Below are 17,607 nucleotides of genomic sequence, written 5' to 3' on the forward strand. Positions count from 1 at the left end.
ACCGCTGAAGGTTTATAGTAGATTAAATGAGGGCTCAACCCCTCATACATATGAATAAAAGGAGAGACAACTCATGACAATGCAACGTAAAAAAGTCTCAGTTATCGGTTCTGGTTTCACAGGTGCGACTACAGCATTTCTTTTAGCTCAAAAAGAGCTTTGTGATGTAGTGATCGTTGATATTCCACAAATGGAAAATCCGACAAAAGGGAAAGCTCTTGATATGATGGAAGCTGGACCTATTCAAGGTTTTGACGCGAGTATTATTGGAACTTCAGATTACGCGGATACAAAAGACTCTGATATCGTCATTATCACAGCTGGTATTGCACGCAAACCAGGTATGAGCCGTGATGACCTTGTTCAGACGAACCAAAAAGTCATGAAAATCGTAACAGGTGAAATCGTAAAACATTCTCCGAATACAACCATCATTGTATTGACAAACCCTGTCGATGCTATGACGTACACAGTATACAAAGAATCAGGATTGCCGAAAGAACGCGTAATCGGACAATCTGGTGTACTTGACACTGCACGTTTCCGTACGTTTGTAGCGCAAGAATTGAACTTGTCTGTTAAAGACGTCACTGGTTTCGTTCTTGGCGGTCATGGCGATGATATGGTTCCACTTGTACGCTACTCATATGCGGGTGGTATTCCACTTGAAACGTTGATCTCTCCTGAGCGTCTTGAAGAAATCGTAGATCGCACACGCAAAGGTGGAGCAGAAATCGTAAACCTTCTTGGTAATGGTTCTGCTTACTATGCACCAGCAGCATCACTTGTTGAAATGGCTGAAGCGATTCTAAAAGATCAGAAACGTGTACTTCCTTCGATAGCATATCTTGAGGGTGAGTACGGCCTTGACGGTATTTACATTGGTGTTCCAACTGTGCTTGGCGCAGGCGGTATCGAAAAAATCATCGAACTTGAATTGACTGAAGACGAAATGGCGGCATTGGCTAATTCTGCTGAATCAGTTAAAGCTGTTATGAAAGTTCTTGTCTAATATCTTTAATAAAAATCGAGTAGCATATGCTACTCGATTTTTATTCTGATTATTGATAAACTTGTATTATCACACTAAAAGGGGGAAATAAGTTGATACTAGGGAAGAAAAGACGTCTAGGTAGAAAGATAGAGGAAATCACTGTTGGAGAAAAGTTGAAATTGACAGAGAAAATTGAAGATAAAGATCTCCTACTCTATCTTGGTCTAACAAATGATAGTAACCCGCTCTATATACAGCATGATTACGCTTCACAGACGGCTTATGGATTGCCTATCGTACCAACTATTATGCTGACAGGGATTGTGACATCCGCCGTTTCAAAGTATTTACCTGGACCTGGTTCACATATCGTGAAACAGCAATTGTCATTCCCAAAAGCTGTGTATCACTATACAACTATCAATTTTTTGCTCGAAGTAATTCATGTTGATAAAGAAAAAAACTCAATAGACATTTCAATAGAAGCGTGTGACGAAAAGGAAGATATCGTTATTTCTGGAATAGTGACAGTCACTCCGCCAAAAGTGGAAGAGCGTCTTACATCACAAGCAATGGATAACTTTTGACGGGGGATTGATGCAAGTTGAGTTCAAGTATAAAGAAAATATTGATTGTCGATGACGAACAGCCGATTCGAACACTATTAGAATACAACTTAAAGCAGGCGCAATACGAAACAATCACCGCTGCTGACGGAGAAGAAGCTGTATTGAAAACAGAAATGGAAAAACCTGATTTAATTTTACTTGACTTAATGCTTCCGAAAATGGATGGGATTGATGTCTGCAAAACGTTAAGACAGCGGGGACTCGATATTCCGATTATCATGCTGACGGCAAAAGGGGACGAGCTCGACAAGGTGCTAGGTCTTGAAATTGGCGCGGATGATTATATGACGAAACCGTTTAGTCCTAGAGAGGTTGTTGCACGCGTTAAGGCTGTATTGAGACGTAGTGGGGAATGGACAGGCCGTGTCGAAGAAACAGGGATTTTGACCACTGGATCTTTAACTGTGCACGCTGAACAATATGAAGCTTATCTTGACAAAGTAGAACTTGAGTTCACACCAAAGGAATTTGAACTTCTTGTTTATTTCATGCAGAACAAGAATCGTGTTCTATCACGGGACCAACTTTTAAGTGCAGTCTGGAATTATGACTTTGCTGGCGATACACGCATCGTCGATGTTCACGTCAGTCATCTACGGGAGAAAATTGAAGAAAACACGAAGAAACCTGTTTTCATCAAGACGGTAAGGGGAATTGGCTATAAATTTGAGGAGCCGAAAATTTGATGAAAGATTTATATTCCCGATTAACTATTGCGTGTGCAATTCTTCTTTCGGTTCTTTTAACTGGCCTCGGTATTGTCCTGGGTCAGTTTTTCCCTTTATTCGCGCGTGATATCACACTTGATCTGCAACGACAATACTGGGTCTATTTAATCGTCACGCTGATAATTGCATTTATTCTCTCTCTCTTTATAGCGATGCGGATGATGATGCAATACGCTCGTCCGGTCGATGAAGTGACAAAAGTGGCCGTTCAAATTGCACAGGGCGATTACCATGCAAGGACTAAAACGGATGAACCAGAATATGATAATGAACTTGCGATTTCTATTAACAAAATAGCGAGTAATCTGCAAGAAATGTCGACACTTCGAATGATGGAAAAAGAACGCTTGAAAACACTTATAGAAAGTATGGGAAGCGGTCTTCTGATGTTTGGTCGTGAAGGATCAGTCAATCTTGTAAATGGGGTATTCGAAAAGACATTTGGATTTTCAAAAGAGGAGCCAATAGGTAAAACGTTCAAAACAATCGGTTTGCCTATTGAAATTGAAGATTTGATTGAAGATGTTTTTATGACAGAACAAGTACGTGAAAAACAGGTTAGGATTGATTCTGGAGGTTTTTATTCCTACATGGGCGTTTATGGTGCGCCTGTTATCGGCCATCATGGGAATTGGCTCGGAATTGTTGTTGTCATGCATGATATTACAAAGCTTGTCCGGCTAGAAGAAGTAAGAAAAGATTTCGTTGCAAATGTATCCCACGAACTTCGTACTCCTATTACTTCAATTAAAGGGTTCACTGAAACATTATTAGATGGTGCGATGAATGAACCTGTCATAATGAAAGAATTTCTTGAAATCATTCAGAAAGAAAGTAACCGCCTACATCTATTAATTGATGACTTGCTCGAATTATCAGCAATGGAAAGAGAAAACTTTTCACTTCAGTTTGGACATGTTGAGCTGTTAGAACTGATGAATGATGCATTGAAAATCGTTTCCGGTAGTTTGGAGCGTAAGAAGATGGCTATCAACTTGGATATTGCAGATGAAATTGCTATCGAAGGCGATGCAAGTCGATTAATTCAAGTAATGGTGAATCTCTTATCAAATGCGATTAACTATTCAAAAGAACAGACGAAAATCACTGTTTCAGTAAAAAGAATAGCGCAAAATGTAATTATTGAAGTACAAGATGAAGGAATCGGTATCGAACAAGTTGAACTGGCACGGCTGTTTGAACGCTTCTACCGTGTTGACCGTGCAAGGAGCCGTGACTCGGGTGGCACTGGGTTAGGACTAGCCATTGTCAAACATCTCGTGGAAGCCCATAGTGGTACAGTCGAAGTGGAGAGCACAATCGGTGTTGGTACATTGATTCGTATCTGTCTACCTTTGCGACAAGGTAATTAAGCAATCCCACGTCTGTTGATTAACCAAAGTAACCAGGATCACACACTGGGCGCTACGTGTATAATTGCTTTTGGTTTGCTTGGATTGAATGACTTCTATACTTTTACCGAGATGTCTGGATGTGTAGGGATGCGAATTTGTCGCATCCCTACACATTTTTTCGGTAATCGTATGGTGGTCCTTCATCCGCCCTGCTCCAAATGGATAAGTCCACGAAGTGCTCAAGCTTATTGGGACGAAAGAATAGAGGGGCATCTACCTGGATAAAAGCCGCCAAAGATGCAATTTTGGCGGCTGATGCTTACTCTATGGTTTTGCCTTTCTTTATTTAAAAGAAGTGTCACTTTCTAGTAGACATCACATAATTAGATGCATAAACTTTACTAAAAGTAAGCAAGGAACACATCGTACAACGTGAAAGGGTGCCCGAAATTGCATCTTCGGGCACTACAATCTCTATAGAAAGTCATCTATTCATTTCTTTCAAACTTAACCGCATTTTTCACTTGAACATTGTAGGTACGCGACAGGCAACTATTCTCAACAGGATTACCGAAAAAGTGTGGCTAGAAGTGACGGAGTCACTTCTACCACACATATCTCTCGTTAAATGTGTCGTGATTAGTTCGCCGAAAGCGTAACGGAAATGATCCAGTGAAAATGAAGGTCATGAAGCCCTTCTCACCAGTATTTTATACGAATAAATGGTTAATCAACAGACATGTTCATAAGTAAAGAATTACAGAAGCAGACTAAACAACGCGTCATTTTCAATTCTATCCACCCCCGTGGTAAGATGAATGAAGATGACGTTTTTTTGAATGGAGTGGAATGTACATGACGACAAAGAAAATTGTGTTACTTGACGGAAACAGTCTTGCGTACCGGGCATTTTTTGCATTACCTTTATTAACAAATGATAACGGTATCCATACCAATGCGGTATATGGCTTCACGATGATGCTACAAAACATCCTTGAGGATGAAAAACCGACGCATATTCTCGTGGCATGGGATGCTGGAAAAACAACATTTAGGCATAAAACATATGGAGAATATAAAGGTGGGCGTCAGAAAACTCCACCTGAATTATCGGAGCAATTCCCTTATTTGCGTAAGTTGCTTGAAGCATACAATATCCCTCAGTACGAACTAGATCAGTACGAAGCGGATGATATCATCGGCACGCTTAGCAAAGTCGGAGATGCGGACGGTTCCGAAATCGTCGTCATTTCAGGGGATAAGGATTTAACGCAACTTGCCAGCGACCATACAACGGTGTTCATCACCCGAAAAGGAATGACCGATATTGAGAAATACACGCCTGAACACGTCATGGATAAATACGGCATTGAGCCCCATCAAATCATTGATATGAAAGGCTTAATGGGAGATGCATCCGATAATATTCCAGGCGTTCCTGGAGTCGGGGAGAAAACTGCACTCAAATTACTAATCGAATATGGTTCGATTGAAAATGTTTATAAATCACTTGCTAAAATTACTGCTAAAAAGTTGAATCAGAACCTAACGGAAAATGAAGCACAAGCGTTTATGAGCAAAGATCTTGCGACAATTGAAGTGAATGCACCGATCACGGTTAACATTAATGATTTAGCGTATGACGGCCCCGATATGGATCAAGTGACGACTATTTACCGGGAGTTGAAATTCAAAACGCTCCTCGAAAAAATTACTCCTCAAGCAGCTGAGGAACCAAAAGAAGCAATTGAAGTCAGGATTGTTGCCGAACTCTTGGACAAGGATTTATCAGATGAGATGGCGATTCATGTTGAAATGATGGATGAAAACTATTTGACCGCAGAGATTTTAGGCATTAGTTTAGCGGATGAAAAAAACATTCTATTTATACCGCTTGAAGTTGCAAAAAAATCGACACCATTTAAAAACTGGTTGCAAAATACGAACAAGCTGAAATACTCGTCTGACTCGAAAGCAGCTAGTGCATCACTAGCGCGTCAAGGTCTAGATGCAGAAGGCTTCCAGTTCGACCTATTGCTAGCGACGTACATCGTCAACCCATCGACGACCTATACCGATGTAGCTTCCATTACAGGAGAGTTTGGTTACACAGAAGTCGAGCAGGATGAAGTGATTTATGGAAAAGGTGCTAAGAAAGCGATACCGACCGAAGAAATAATTGCAGACCACGCCGGTCGAAAAGCGCTGGCGATTTGGAAATTGCACGCAGAGATTGAAGAGAAATTACAAGATAATGATCAATATGATTTATACCATGAACTTGAGTTACCGCTTGCGGCGATTCTTGCGAAAATGGAAACGACTGGTGTTAAGACGGACCGAGAGACGCTTCTGACAATCGGAACTGAACTGTCTGCTAAACTGGCGACACTTGAGACAACTATTTATGAAATTGCAGGAGAAAAATTCAACATTAATTCGCCTAAACAGCTTGGCGTCATCCTTTTTGAGAAAATCGGACTTACTCCGATTAAAAAGACGAAAACTGGTTATTCAACTGCGGCGGATGTGCTTGAGAAGCTTGAAAGCGAACATGAAATTATCAGCCATATATTGAACTATCGCCAACTCGGTAAATTGAATTCGACGTATATCGAAGGACTATTGAAAGAAATTCACGAGGATGGCAAGATTCATACCCGTTTCCAGCAAGCACTCACGACAACAGGTCGACTTAGTTCCATCAATCCCAATTTACAGAACATTCCTGTACGGCTTGAAGAGGGAAGGAAAATTCGTGCAGCGTTCGTTCCATCTGAACCGGGCTGGTATCTATTTGCCGCGGATTATTCACAAATCGAACTGCGGGTACTCGCACATATGTCGCAAGATGAAAAACTGATTGAGGCTTTCCGTGCAGGTGCAGATATTCACACGAAGACAGCAATGGATGTTTTCGGTGTTGATGAAGATTCAGTGACGTCAGACATGCGACGAGCAGCAAAAGCAGTCAACTTTGGAATTGTCTACGGTATAAGTGATTACGGACTTTCGCAAAACTTGGATATTACGCGCAAAGACGCAGCACAATTCATCGATACTTATCTCAGCAGTTTCCCGGGAGTCAAACAGTATATGAGCGACATTGTTGCAGAGGCGAAAAGGAAAGGCTATGTGACGACGCTTATGAACCGGAGACGCTATTTACCAGAAATCACAAGTTCGAATTTCAACTTAAGAAGTTTTGCGGAACGGACTGCTATGAATACACCGATTCAAGGAAGTGCAGCCGATATTATTAAAAAAGCAATGATTGAAATGGCTAACAGGCTTGAAGTTGAAGGCATGCAGACACGTATGCTCCTGCAAGTACATGATGAATTGATCTTTGAAGCACCACAAGAAGAAATTGAGAAACTAAAAGAAATCGTACCTGAAGTGATGGAATCTGCTCTAGCGCTTGACGTGCCATTGAAAGTAGATTGGGCATTCGGATTATCTTGGTATGAGACGAAGTGAGGGGATTAAGTGCCTGAATTACCGGAAGTAGAAGGGGTTGTCCGTGCACTCGCACCAATTGCGATTGGAAGGAAAATCCAGAACATAACCGTTTCAGATACGGTTATCAAATCAAAACAACTAGGTAAAGAAGCTGTGATAAAAGGAATTACAACCGAAGATTTTATAGTAGATATGGCTGGTATGACGATTGGAAATGTCACACGGCGCAGTAAATACATTTACTTTCATTTAATGAAAGATGGTAACACCTGTCTTCTTGTCAGTCATCTTGGTATGACAGGGGCTTGGTTCACAGTTGACAGCGTTGATGACATTACGGAAATGAAGTTCCGTAACCATGTTCATGTTGTTTTTACGCTGGAAGGCGGGGGACTACTGGTGTATTCGGATATTCGTCGTTTTGGAGAACTACGGCTTCTTGGCTGTGAAGCAGATCATCCGCCACTATTGAAAATGGCTCCTGAACCGTTCGCTACTGGAGCGCGCAAGCATTTCCTTGAGTTTGCAGCTATGCCGAAATATGCCCGAAAACCAATCAAAGAAGTCATTATGGACGGGCATGTACTATCTGGATGTGGGAATATTTATGCGACGGAAGCAATCTATAAGATGAAGATTCATCCCGAAAGGACTACGGAGCGGATTAGTCTAAAAAGAAAAAATGAATTATTTGATGTGATTGTGGCTATTTTACAGGAAAGTATTGATGCGGGAGGCAGCTCCATTTCTGATTACCGGAATATTAATGGGGAAGCGGGCACAATGCAGGATCGTCTTAAAATGTATGGCAGGAAATTTTGCCCTGCTTGCGGCTCTGCCACGGAGAGTATGAAAATCGCAGGTAGGACATCCGTTTATTGTCCGACATGCCAGAAATGATTGTTGAAGGGCTGTGTGAGCTATGATTATCGGTTTAACGGGCAGTATTGCAAGTGGGAAAAGCACCGTATCCAAGATGTTGAAGAAAAAGGGCTTTCCAATTGTAGATGCGGATGAAATTGCACGTCTTGTTGTCGAACCCGGGAGTCCAGTTTTACAAGAGATCAGTCGCGTATTTGGTCAGGGGATTTTACGTTCGGACGGATCGCTTAACCGTGAAAAGCTAGGACAGCAAATATTCGGTAATGTAGAAGAGCGCCAAAAGTTGAATGGTATCATCCATCCTGCAATACGACAAGAGATGTTAAGGCAAAAAGAGCAATTGATTTCAACGGGATCGAATACAGTTATCATGGACATCCCTTTGTTGTTTGAAAGCAAGTTGCAATCGTTCGTGGATAAAATTATTGTCGTGTCTGTCACAGCAGAAATACAAAAGGAACGTCTCATTGCGAGGAATGTGTTATCGGAAGAAGAAGCGGATGCACGAATCCGTTCCCAACTATCAATCGAAGAGAAGGAACTGAGTGCAGACGCGGTTTTATTCAATAACGGTCCAGTGGAAGAGACAGAAAGCCAGTTGACTGAGGTACTTTCTAAATGGAATGCAGAGCCTTGAAGTGATTCTGAAAAATGAAACATTTCAATTGTCCATAGTAAATCTTGGTTTTAGCATAATATGTGTTATACTAATGACGAGTATTAGATAAAAAGTATAACATACATACAGGAGGATCTTTATATGACTACTTCTATTGCGATAAACGGGTTTGGACGAATTGGACGAATGGTATTCCGTCAAATGATTACAGAAGAAGATGTAACAATCGTTGCGATTAACGCAATGTATTCATCAGAAACACTCGCTCATCTTATAAAGTACGATACGAATCACGGTACATTTGATGGCGAAGTCATTGCAGAAGAAAATGCGATTGTCGTCAATGGGAAACGAGTGCAAATCGTCTCTGACCGTGACCCGCTTAACCTTCCTTGGAAAAAGCTTGGTGTCGATATTGTCATTGAAGCGACTGGTAAGTTCAATTCGCGTGACAAAGCGGCTCTTCACCTTGAAGCGGGGGCAAAAAAAGTCATTATATCGGCACCTGGTAAAAATGAAGATATCACAATTGTTTTAGGTGTAAACGATGATAAATTAGATATCGAAAAGCATGACATCATTTCGAATGCAAGTTGTACAACGAACTGTCTTGCTCCTGTAGCTAAGGTATTAAACGATACATTTGGGATTGACAACGGTTTAATGACAACGGTTCATGCGTATACAAATGACCAAAAGAACTTGGATAATCCTCATAAGGACCTTCGACGTGCACGTGCATGCGGACAATCTATCATTCCAACATCTACTGGGGCTGCGAAAGCGTTGGCACTTGTGCTTCCAGAATTGGAAGGGAAGATTCACGGAATGTCACTTCGTATACCTACGCCGAATGTTTCACTTGTCGACCTAGTTGTAGATTTGAAGCAAGACGTGACAGTAGAGATGGTAAACAATGCATTTAAGCAGGCTTCTGAAGGAGCGATGGCAGGTATTCTCCGTTTCTCAACAGAGCCGCTTGTATCTATTGATTACAATACAACAACTGACTCAGCAATCATTGACGGTCTTTCAACAATTGTTATGGCAGATCGCAAAGTGAAAGTACTTGCCTGGTACGATAATGAGTGGGGTTATTCTGCACGAGTCGTCGATTTGACAAAGAAAGTTGCAGTAGCTTTGAAAACAAAAGAACTTGCTTAATTGTGAATAGAGAGCGTCCCTAAAGTCAGTGAACGATGACTTTAGGGACGTTTTTTCTTGGAAGACAAGTATATGTTTTCGACGTGGAACGGTGCCCAGGCTCCAGGCGCCAACCCTTGGGTCATAAGTTGTTTGGGAAGGAATTGAACTACATCTCTCCTGTGTGGGGGTTGAAGTACGCCTCCTCGTACTTGTAAGCAGTCATAGCGACAGGACGTCGCGAACTTCAACTGCCTTCTTTTATCACTTATGCCTGTCGGGGTGGATGGCGTCTTGCGCTTTTCTCATTGTACAATGCTTCTTTCCACTCTATTTCGATTTCTTTTGTCGTTTTCTGTTATAATTAAGTTATTATCTAAGAAAAAGCGGAGGATACACATTATGAAATGTCCAGCTTGCCAGTTCAATGGCACCCGGGTAGTTGATTCTAGACCGGCCGAGGAGAATAGATCCATCCGGCGTCGCAGAGAATGCGAACAATGCGCATTCCGTTTTACGACATTTGAAAAAGTTGAGGAAATGCCTTTGATTGTCGTGAAGAAAGACGATTCGCGTGAAGAATTTAGTGGAGAAAAAGTGCTCAGAGGTCTTATTCGAGCATGTGAAAAACGCGCTGTTTCCCTTGAGGACCTAAAAAAGATCGTCTATTCTATTGAAAAAGAATTGAGAAGCGCAGGTGTCGTGGAGATTAATTCTGATGATGTTGGGGAAATGGTTATGGAACAGCTATCGGAAGTTGATGAAGTCGCTTATGTCAGATTCGCTTCAGTCTATCGCCAATATAAAGACATCACAGTTTTCATAAAAGAATTGCAAGACCTACAAAAACGAACGAAAAAGTAACGTATCCCATTCAGATAGGAAGTAGAGTTTGATGGCACCCCTTTATAAAGAACTACAGCCAGTTGACGCATACAAAATACGGTTATCGCAGCCCTTTTCAGATTATGACCGTCAACTCCTCACTTTATTTTACCAACCGCTGATTGGCCCAGGTGCGATGAGTTTGTTTATGACATTATGGGCGGACGCAGAGCGTGAAGATGACCGTGAATACAACCATTACCACCTTATGAACATTTTGACGATGCCACTGGGACCTGTCTTCGAAGCCCGTATATCTCTTGAAGCAATCGGCTTATTACGAACGTACAAGAAAAAAGATGGAGATGCGAGATTATTTGTTTACGATCTGCTTCCTCCACTTGATGCCAAAGCTTTTTTCCTAGATCCACTGTTGTCGACATTCTTGTTTAGTAAAATCGGAGAACAGGCATACCGAAATCTACGTAGCCGCTTTGCGCTAGACAGTGTTAATGAAGTTGGATTTGAAGATGTTTCTCGTACATTTTTAGATGTGTATACGCCCGTTCAGCAGGGCTATAGCATGGATATGGGCGAGGGCCAGCAGTTTATCGGACGGAATGAACCGGAAGGTGTTCCGTTTTTGCATTCAGACTTTGATTTCAATCTGCTAAGTTCGGGGTTATCTGAACAAATGGTTCCCAAAGCTTCATTATCTTCTGTTTCTAAGGAATTAATTGCGAAAATCGCATTCCTTTATTCGCTCACGCCGCTAGATATGCAAAAAGTCATCATGATGGCTCTCGATGAAGATCTCAAGTTGCCGGAAGACAGATTGCGAAAGTCAGCAGCGGAGTTTTATAAAATGAATGTTTCAAAAGAGGCGCCAGTCTTGCATAAAGTGTATGCGAAAGAATTACCTAAGCCTGAAACAGGACTATTAACGCGAGATGAAGAATTGGTGCATTACCTTGAAAATACGGCACCCCTTGAAATGTTGCGTGAGATTAACGGGAAAGAACCACTTTCTGTAGACGTGAAGCTTGCTGAAAAGTTGGTCAATACACATGGGTTGTCCGTCGGTGTCGTCAATGTTCTGCTGCAATACGTTCATTTGCGCAATGACGGGAAAATAACGAATAGTTATGTCGAGAGGATTGCTTCCCATTGGATGAACAAAAAGGTTGATACAGTGAAAACTGCACTTGAAATGTCGAGGAATGAGCATGACCAGTATGTTAAATGGAAAAATGAAGGTCAGAGCACAGGATCGAAATCGACGCCTAGACGAAAATCCGCGCGGGAAGAGAAAGTACCGGAATGGTTTTATAAAAAAGAAGAAAAGAAAACAAAATCAGATAAACCTGTTAAGTCTTCTTCAGAGATTGATGAAGAACGCCGTAAATTACTTGAGGAATTAGGCGTAACGGGGGACGGGACGGTGAAGTGAAATGGAACATATTGGCGATACGTTGAAACGGGTCGTGAAATCACCGGCATTTGCCGCAAGATATGATGAATTGCGCAGAGAAGTGATGGAGAGTCCAGGGGTACAACAATTTTTGACGGATCATTCCACTGAAGTTGATGGCGAAGTGGTCGAGCGGAGTCTTGGGAAACTATACGAATACGCCACCGCTTCCCATAGTTGTGGAAAATGTCCCGACCTCGCAGGATGTGTGAATATCATGAACGGCTTCGAACCGAAATTGGTATTATCCCGTGGGCTTATAGATGTGGAATATACAAAGTGTCCCAACAGATTAGTTGATGATGATCAACGTAATATTAAGAAGATGATAGACAGTATGTATATGCCCAAAGATGTCATGGAAGCGAAATTGCAAAGCATTGATATGTTTTTTGATGATAGTAGGGTGCCGGCGGTACGAGCTGCAAAAGATTTCTTGAACGCTTTCGATGAAACCGGAAAACTTCCAGAGCGAGGTATGTACATTTATGGCCCGTTTGGAATCGGTAAATCATTCGTGCTTGGAGCATTGGCGAACGAATTGGCCAATCGTCGGATACGTACAGTTGCTGTATATGTCCCGGAATTCCTAAGGGAAATGAAACAATCTATTCAAGATCAGACCTTAAATGAGAAAATTGATTTTGTGAAAAACGCACAAGTACTTATGCTTGATGATATTGGTGCAGAAACAATGTCTGCTTGGACGCGTGATGAAGTGCTCGGCACTATTTTACAATACAGGATGGCAGAAAAATTGCCGACTTTTTTCACATCTAACCTTAGTTACGCTGAACTTGAAGATCATTTGACATACACACAGCGTGGTGAAAAAGAAGCTGTAAAAGCGGCAAGAATCATGGAGAGGGTGCAAATGATTAGCATTCCAATACGACTCGATGGTGAAAATAGACGCGATAAATAAAAGGGAAACCTAAAAATGACAGAAGCATTGAGCTTCTGTCATTTTTAATAGTTTATTTATTATCTTTTTTCAAAACGGTTTGTGCGTTGTTCTCTTTGCTTTTGATTCTCATTTTCTTGAGTATTCAACTTATCGATATCGAATGTAGAGCCGAATTCTTCACGCATATCATTTGGTTTTTGGTTTTTGTTACGGTCTTGATTTTGTTTTTGGTCACGGTTTGGATTTCTGTCTTTGTTATTTGGCAAGATTAATCACCTCCATAAACGTATCATGTGTTTAATGCAGCTTTTCATTCCATGGTAATTAATTCTACCTATATATGTTGACATAAAGAATCCTCTCAACAACGCTCGGCGCTTGGGGGTGCCTTCGATGGAGATTATATAGAATCATTAGTTCGACATATATAGCAAGTGCGATTTCTGATTTTTAACTTCATATTTTGACAAGCCTTCGCGTTTCGTAATTGATAACAATAATGCTACAAACTCCCTATTCACTCCTGTACAGAATTTGATATTTTGTTCTTTCCGGCTTAAATTCTTCGGAAAAGTGGCCTGAATGATTATAAATTTACCATATCAATATCGGGCGGGTGAATGTCCTCGTTATTCACTTTATCTCCCTTATACCTCACTATTAAATACCGTTGCTACTAGGGCTGGTTTTAGTCGTCAATCCGCTTTTCGCTCATTAAATCACTTACGGTACCTAGTCGAAGCCCTTTCCCTTTAATTTCAATTATCATAGTTTCCAGCCCTTCAAAAACGGCTTTTGTGGGGTGCATTAGAACCATCGCACCGCTACTTACCCCAGAGACAACACGCACAACCATTTCGGAGGTTGCTGGCTTTCTCCAGTCAACTGTATCGACCGTCCATAGAATGGTTTTCATGCCAAGCTCATTGGCGACCAAAATGGTTTCCTGATTAAAGCTTCCACTTGGCGGTGCAAACCATATCGGTTTTATACCAAGAGTTTCCTCAATTACATCATTTGTTTTTTTCAATTCATTCACTGTTTCATTTCGAGAACGCTGTTTAAGGTCGGGGTGACTATAAGCATGGTTGCCGATTTCGTGACCTTCAAGGTTAATCATTGTAGCCAGATCGGGATTATTTTTAACCCAACTACCATCAAAAAAGAATGTTGCCTTTACCTGGTTGTCTGATAATGTTTTCAGGATACCCGGAATGTACTCATTGCCCCAAGCGACATTTATGAGTAGGGCTACCATTGGTTTTTCAGGATTCCCACGATAAATCGGTGACGGTTCTAAATCGCTCAAATGGATTTCCGGAGAAGTTTCCTTGAAAATGATTTTATTTGTATCAATATCTGTGCTGGGTTTCATGTTCTTATAGCTGGCTTCAATATCTACTTCTAAGCCATTATATCCGGGTATTGCTTTCCAGACTCTGTCGATTTTAGCGTTAATAGGTTCAATTTTATGTTGGTCATTATAAGCTGAAATCATTTTAATAAGTTCATCATTATCAGCTTCTGAGAAAGTAGTGATGGAGCTTTCGGCGTCAGGCTTTGAAGAAATAGCTGTAAATGTCTTAATGAGAATGCTCGGCACTGAGACTAGCACAATAAAAATCATAATCATGTAAATGATCTTTTTCATTCTTTTTCCTCATATGCAATACATTTAACTAATTGAAGATGTTCAGGCCAATCTACGGCAGCTTTATCACTTTGTTCCATGGTAAATCCTCCATTCAATATCTTGATACTAGTAGGCTTCCCGTTCATCTAAGGACTATACTTTTGATTATCTGGCAACACTGCAATCTAAATAAATAGAAAAACAGCTGGAGGAACCTAGAGGATTAGGTTGTTTTATAATTATTAATGCAATGAATTATGGAGATACATGTAGAACGAACTTGCATTTATTACGTAATCGACGTATACTCAGTTTTAATTAATAATCTGAAATGCTTGGAAGAGGACAACAATCTTTTCGTCTACCTAAAGAGAACGGGGCCATTGGCTGGAAGCCCTGAAGGATAGAAGGATGATTTACCACCTTGGAGCAGCATCGGTGAACAGTGCAGTAACCGATGACGGAATCCGGTCCGTTACCCGACGTCAAGCTTCATCTTTTCGGTACGTTTGTCTAGCTTCAGCGGTCTAAACAGGCCACTTACGCTTTTCAAGTGTTCCGGATTGAAGGAAGAAGGGTGGAACCGCGAGCTAAAGCTTCGTCCCTTTCCAGGGATGGGGCTTTTTTTGTTTTCCAATAATAATAAATGAGGAGTGCTTAACAATGACAAATATGATTAATTTGAAATTTCCAGATGGTGCCGTGAAAGAATTTCCACAAGGCACAACTACAGAAGACGTAGCAGGATCAATTAGCCCGGGACTGCGAAAAAGTGCGCTGGCAGGTAAAGTTGGAGACAAGTTAGTAGACTTGAAATCAGCAATTAATGAGGACGGTGATATCGCGATTATCACACCTCAATCACCGGAAGCGCTTGAAATATTACGCCACAGTACAGCACATCTTCTTGCACAAGCTGTAAAACGTAAGTTTCCTAATGCAAAACTAGGTATTGGGCCAGTTATCCAAAGCGGATTTTATTATGATATTGATTCGCCTGAACCGATTACAGCAGAAGACTTACCAGAACTTGAAAAAGAGATGAGAAGAATTATTGCTGAAAACGTGGAAGTAATTCGTCATGATGTATCTCGTGAAGAGGCGAAAAAGCGTTTTGAAGAAATCGATGACGAATACAAACTAGAACTTCTAGAAGCGATTCCTGAGGGCGAGCAAGTGTCTATTTATGAACAAGGCGACTTCATCGACTTGTGCCGTGGTGTTCACGTTCCATCTACAGGGAAGTTAAAGGAATTCAAACTCCTTAGCATCGCAGGCGCTTACTGGCGCGGCGATTCGAATAACAAAATGCTACAACGAATTTACGGTACAGCGTTCTTTAAAAAAGATGAACTAAAAGAACATCTTCGTCTTTTGGAAGAAGCTAAAGAGCGAGATCACCGTAAAATAGGGAAAGAACTTAATCTTTTCATGAACTCTCAAAAAGTGGGTCAGGGCTTGCCGATGTGGTTGCCTAAGGGAGCAACGATTCGCCGAATCATCGAGAGATACATCGTTGATAAGGAACAGAGGCTTGGCTATGATCATGTCTATACACCAGTTCTCGGTAGCGTCGAATTATATAAAACTTCAGGCCACTGGGATCATTATCAGGACGGCATGTTCCCTGTAATGAGTATGGACAACGAAGACCTTGTTTTGCGTCCAATGAACTGCCCTCATCATATGATGATTTATAAAAATGGAATTCATTCATACAGAAACCTGCCGTTACGTATTGCGGAACTTGGTACAATGCACCGTTATGAAATGTCCGGAGCACTATCAGGCTTGCAGCGCGTTCGTGGAATGACGTTGAATGATGCGCATATCTTTGTTCGTCCGGATCAGATTAAAGATGAGTTCAAACGCGTTGTCCAACTTGTTATTGACGTTTATAAAGATTTCAATATCGAGGATTATTCATTCCGTGTTTCTTACCGCGATCCAGCGGATAAAGAGAAATATTTTGATGACGATGCAATGTGGAATCGTGCACAAACAATGCTGAAAGAAGCGATGGATGAACTTGGTCTTGACTATGTTGAAGCAGAAGGGGAAGCTGCATTCTACGGACCTAAACTTGACGTTCAAGTGAAAACAGCAATTGGTATGGAAGAAACATTGTCAACAGTGCAACTCGACTTCTTGCTTCCTGAACGTTTCGATCTAACATACGTTGGCGAAGATGGAAAACAACATCGTCCAGTCGTCATTCACCGCGGCGTTGTTTCAACTATGGAACGTTTTGTTGCATTCCTAATTGAAGAATACAAAGGTGCATTCCCAACTTGGTTGGCACCTGTCCAAGTTGAAGTAATTCCAGTTTCACCAGATGCACATTTTGATTATGCAGATGGCGTTCGTGAAAAATTGGTTGCTGCTGGATTCCGCGTTAATATTGATAGCCGTGATGAAAAAATTGGTTACAAGATACGAGAAGCACAGATGCAAAAAGTACCTTATATGCTCGTTCTTGGAGACAAAGAAGTCGAATCAGGCGAAGTGAACGTTCGTAAATACGGCGAACAGCAATCTGAAAGCTTGCCATTCGACGAATTCCTTGCTAGACTAAAAGAAGAAGTTACAAGTATTTAAATTTATACAGCAGTGGTCAAACACTAACTATATAAATCTTAACGCATGTTTTCAGCGATGAAAGCAATGCGGCAACCGTGAATAAGCCAAGCCGCAGATTAAAACATGTTGACAAGTTTACTATCACATGGTAAAGTAATTAAGGTTAGTAATGACTGAATACAGTTTGTGGTATAAGAAGAGGCTACCCGCTTCTCACCTGTTCGACGCCTAGACGTTGTTGACGGGTTAAAACATGAGTGAAGTGCCGTGCATTTGCACGTACACATACGCGGGTAGACAAATCCAATTTGTCTACCTTTTTTAATTGGATGGACCTGTGGGGCCGACCCGAACCGGACGGTATACCCAAACCATGTAT

14 protein-coding genes are annotated in these 17,607 nt (G+C 41.3%); 12 read left to right on the plus strand and 2 right to left on the minus strand.

Going from position 1 to position 17,607, the window contains the following annotated elements:
• Positions 1-73 precede the first annotated feature (73 nt).
• From mdh to dnaI, 11 genes are all read left to right on the plus strand, one after another.
• Positions 74-1,012: a malate dehydrogenase gene (gene mdh / locus MKY15_RS15185; RefSeq protein WP_067207658.1), complete on the plus strand. Its 939-nt coding sequence runs from the start codon at positions 74-76 to the stop codon at positions 1,010-1,012.
• A gap of 92 nt (positions 1,013-1,104) precedes the next feature.
• The gene (locus tag MKY15_RS15190; RefSeq protein WP_067207661.1) at positions 1,105-1,581 is read left to right on the plus strand and encodes a MaoC/PaaZ C-terminal domain-containing protein; all 477 of its coding nucleotides are present in this window, start codon (positions 1,105-1,107) and stop codon (positions 1,579-1,581) included.
• Positions 1,582-1,598: 17 nt separating this feature from the next.
• Positions 1,599-2,309, plus strand: a complete 711-nt coding sequence (locus tag MKY15_RS15195) for a response regulator transcription factor (RefSeq protein WP_082786522.1) — start codon at positions 1,599-1,601, stop codon at positions 2,307-2,309.
• The gene (locus tag MKY15_RS15200) at positions 2,309-3,724 is read left to right on the plus strand and encodes an ATP-binding protein (protein ID WP_187047836.1); all 1,416 of its coding nucleotides are present in this window, start codon (positions 2,309-2,311) and stop codon (positions 3,722-3,724) included. The genes MKY15_RS15195 and MKY15_RS15200 overlap by 1 nt, the downstream gene beginning before the upstream one ends.
• 837 nt (positions 3,725-4,561) lie before the next feature.
• A complete protein-coding gene (polA, locus tag MKY15_RS15205) occupies positions 4,562-7,186 on the plus strand; it encodes a DNA polymerase I (RefSeq protein WP_342537906.1) in 2,625 nt (874 codons plus the stop codon).
• 9 nt (positions 7,187-7,195) lie between these two features.
• Entirely contained in the window at positions 7,196-8,068 is an 873-nt protein-coding gene (gene mutM, locus MKY15_RS15210) for a bifunctional DNA-formamidopyrimidine glycosylase/DNA-(apurinic or apyrimidinic site) lyase (RefSeq protein ID WP_340741813.1), read from the plus strand.
• Between the two features lie 22 nt (positions 8,069-8,090).
• Positions 8,091-8,687, plus strand: a complete 597-nt coding sequence (gene coaE / locus MKY15_RS15215; RefSeq protein ID WP_067207671.1) for a dephospho-CoA kinase — start codon at positions 8,091-8,093, stop codon at positions 8,685-8,687.
• 123 nt (positions 8,688-8,810) lie between these two features.
• A complete protein-coding gene (locus MKY15_RS15220; RefSeq protein ID WP_187047311.1) occupies positions 8,811-9,833 on the plus strand; it encodes a glyceraldehyde-3-phosphate dehydrogenase in 1,023 nt (340 codons plus the stop codon).
• A 381-nt stretch (positions 9,834-10,214) separates the two neighbouring features.
• Positions 10,215-10,676 carry a transcriptional regulator NrdR gene (nrdR, locus tag MKY15_RS15225; protein WP_067207676.1) on the plus strand — a complete coding sequence of 154 codons (462 nt, stop codon included), beginning with the start codon at positions 10,215-10,217 and terminating at the stop codon, positions 10,674-10,676.
• 31 nt (positions 10,677-10,707) lie between these two features.
• The gene (locus MKY15_RS15230; RefSeq protein WP_187047312.1) at positions 10,708-12,087 is read left to right on the plus strand and encodes a DnaD domain protein; all 1,380 of its coding nucleotides are present in this window, start codon (positions 10,708-10,710) and stop codon (positions 12,085-12,087) included.
• A gap of 1 nt (position 12,088) precedes the next feature.
• Positions 12,089-13,033, plus strand: a complete 945-nt coding sequence (dnaI, locus tag MKY15_RS15235) for a primosomal protein DnaI (RefSeq protein WP_067207680.1) — start codon at positions 12,089-12,091, stop codon at positions 13,031-13,033.
• Positions 13,034-13,092: 59 nt separating this feature from the next.
• Here dnaI and MKY15_RS15240 read toward each other — a convergent pair whose 3' ends face one another.
• A complete protein-coding gene (locus MKY15_RS15240; RefSeq protein WP_067207690.1) occupies positions 13,093-13,281 on the minus strand; it encodes a hypothetical protein in 189 nt (62 codons plus the stop codon).
• Between the two features lie 422 nt (positions 13,282-13,703).
• Entirely contained in the window at positions 13,704-14,666 is a 963-nt protein-coding gene (locus MKY15_RS15245) for a polysaccharide deacetylase family protein (protein WP_067207693.1), read from the minus strand.
• A gap of 645 nt (positions 14,667-15,311) precedes the next feature.
• Here MKY15_RS15245 and thrS point away from each other — a divergent pair.
• Positions 15,312-17,246 carry a threonine--tRNA ligase gene (gene thrS, locus MKY15_RS15250; RefSeq protein ID WP_067207695.1) on the plus strand — a complete coding sequence of 645 codons (1,935 nt, stop codon included), beginning with the start codon at positions 15,312-15,314 and terminating at the stop codon, positions 17,244-17,246.
• Positions 17,247-17,607 lie beyond the last annotated feature (361 nt).

Origin of the sequence: Sporosarcina sp. FSL K6-1540, assembly GCF_038620285.1 — a bacterium.
In the GTDB taxonomy this organism is placed as follows: Bacteria; Bacillota; Bacilli; order Bacillales_A; family Planococcaceae; genus Sporosarcina; species Sporosarcina psychrophila.

Coding starts and splice junctions, on each gene's coding strand:
- nrdR (WP_067207676.1), top strand. CDS start 10,215: ATGAAATGTCCAGCTTGCCAGTTCAATGGCACCCGGGTAGTTGATTCT.
- MKY15_RS15245 (WP_067207693.1), bottom strand. CDS start 14,666: ATGAAAAAGATCATTTACATGATTATGATTTTTATTGTGCTAGTCTCA.
- polA (WP_342537906.1), top strand. CDS start 4,562: ATGACGACAAAGAAAATTGTGTTACTTGACGGAAACAGTCTTGCGTAC.
- thrS (WP_067207695.1), top strand. CDS start 15,312: ATGACAAATATGATTAATTTGAAATTTCCAGATGGTGCCGTGAAAGAA.
- MKY15_RS15220 (WP_187047311.1), top strand. CDS start 8,811: ATGACTACTTCTATTGCGATAAACGGGTTTGGACGAATTGGACGAATG.
- mdh (WP_067207658.1), top strand. CDS start 74: ATGACAATGCAACGTAAAAAAGTCTCAGTTATCGGTTCTGGTTTCACA.
- MKY15_RS15200 (WP_187047836.1), top strand. CDS start 2,309: ATGAAAGATTTATATTCCCGATTAACTATTGCGTGTGCAATTCTTCTT.
- dnaI (WP_067207680.1), top strand. CDS start 12,089: ATGGAACATATTGGCGATACGTTGAAACGGGTCGTGAAATCACCGGCA.
- coaE (WP_067207671.1), top strand. CDS start 8,091: ATGATTATCGGTTTAACGGGCAGTATTGCAAGTGGGAAAAGCACCGTA.
- MKY15_RS15230 (WP_187047312.1), top strand. CDS start 10,708: ATGGCACCCCTTTATAAAGAACTACAGCCAGTTGACGCATACAAAATA.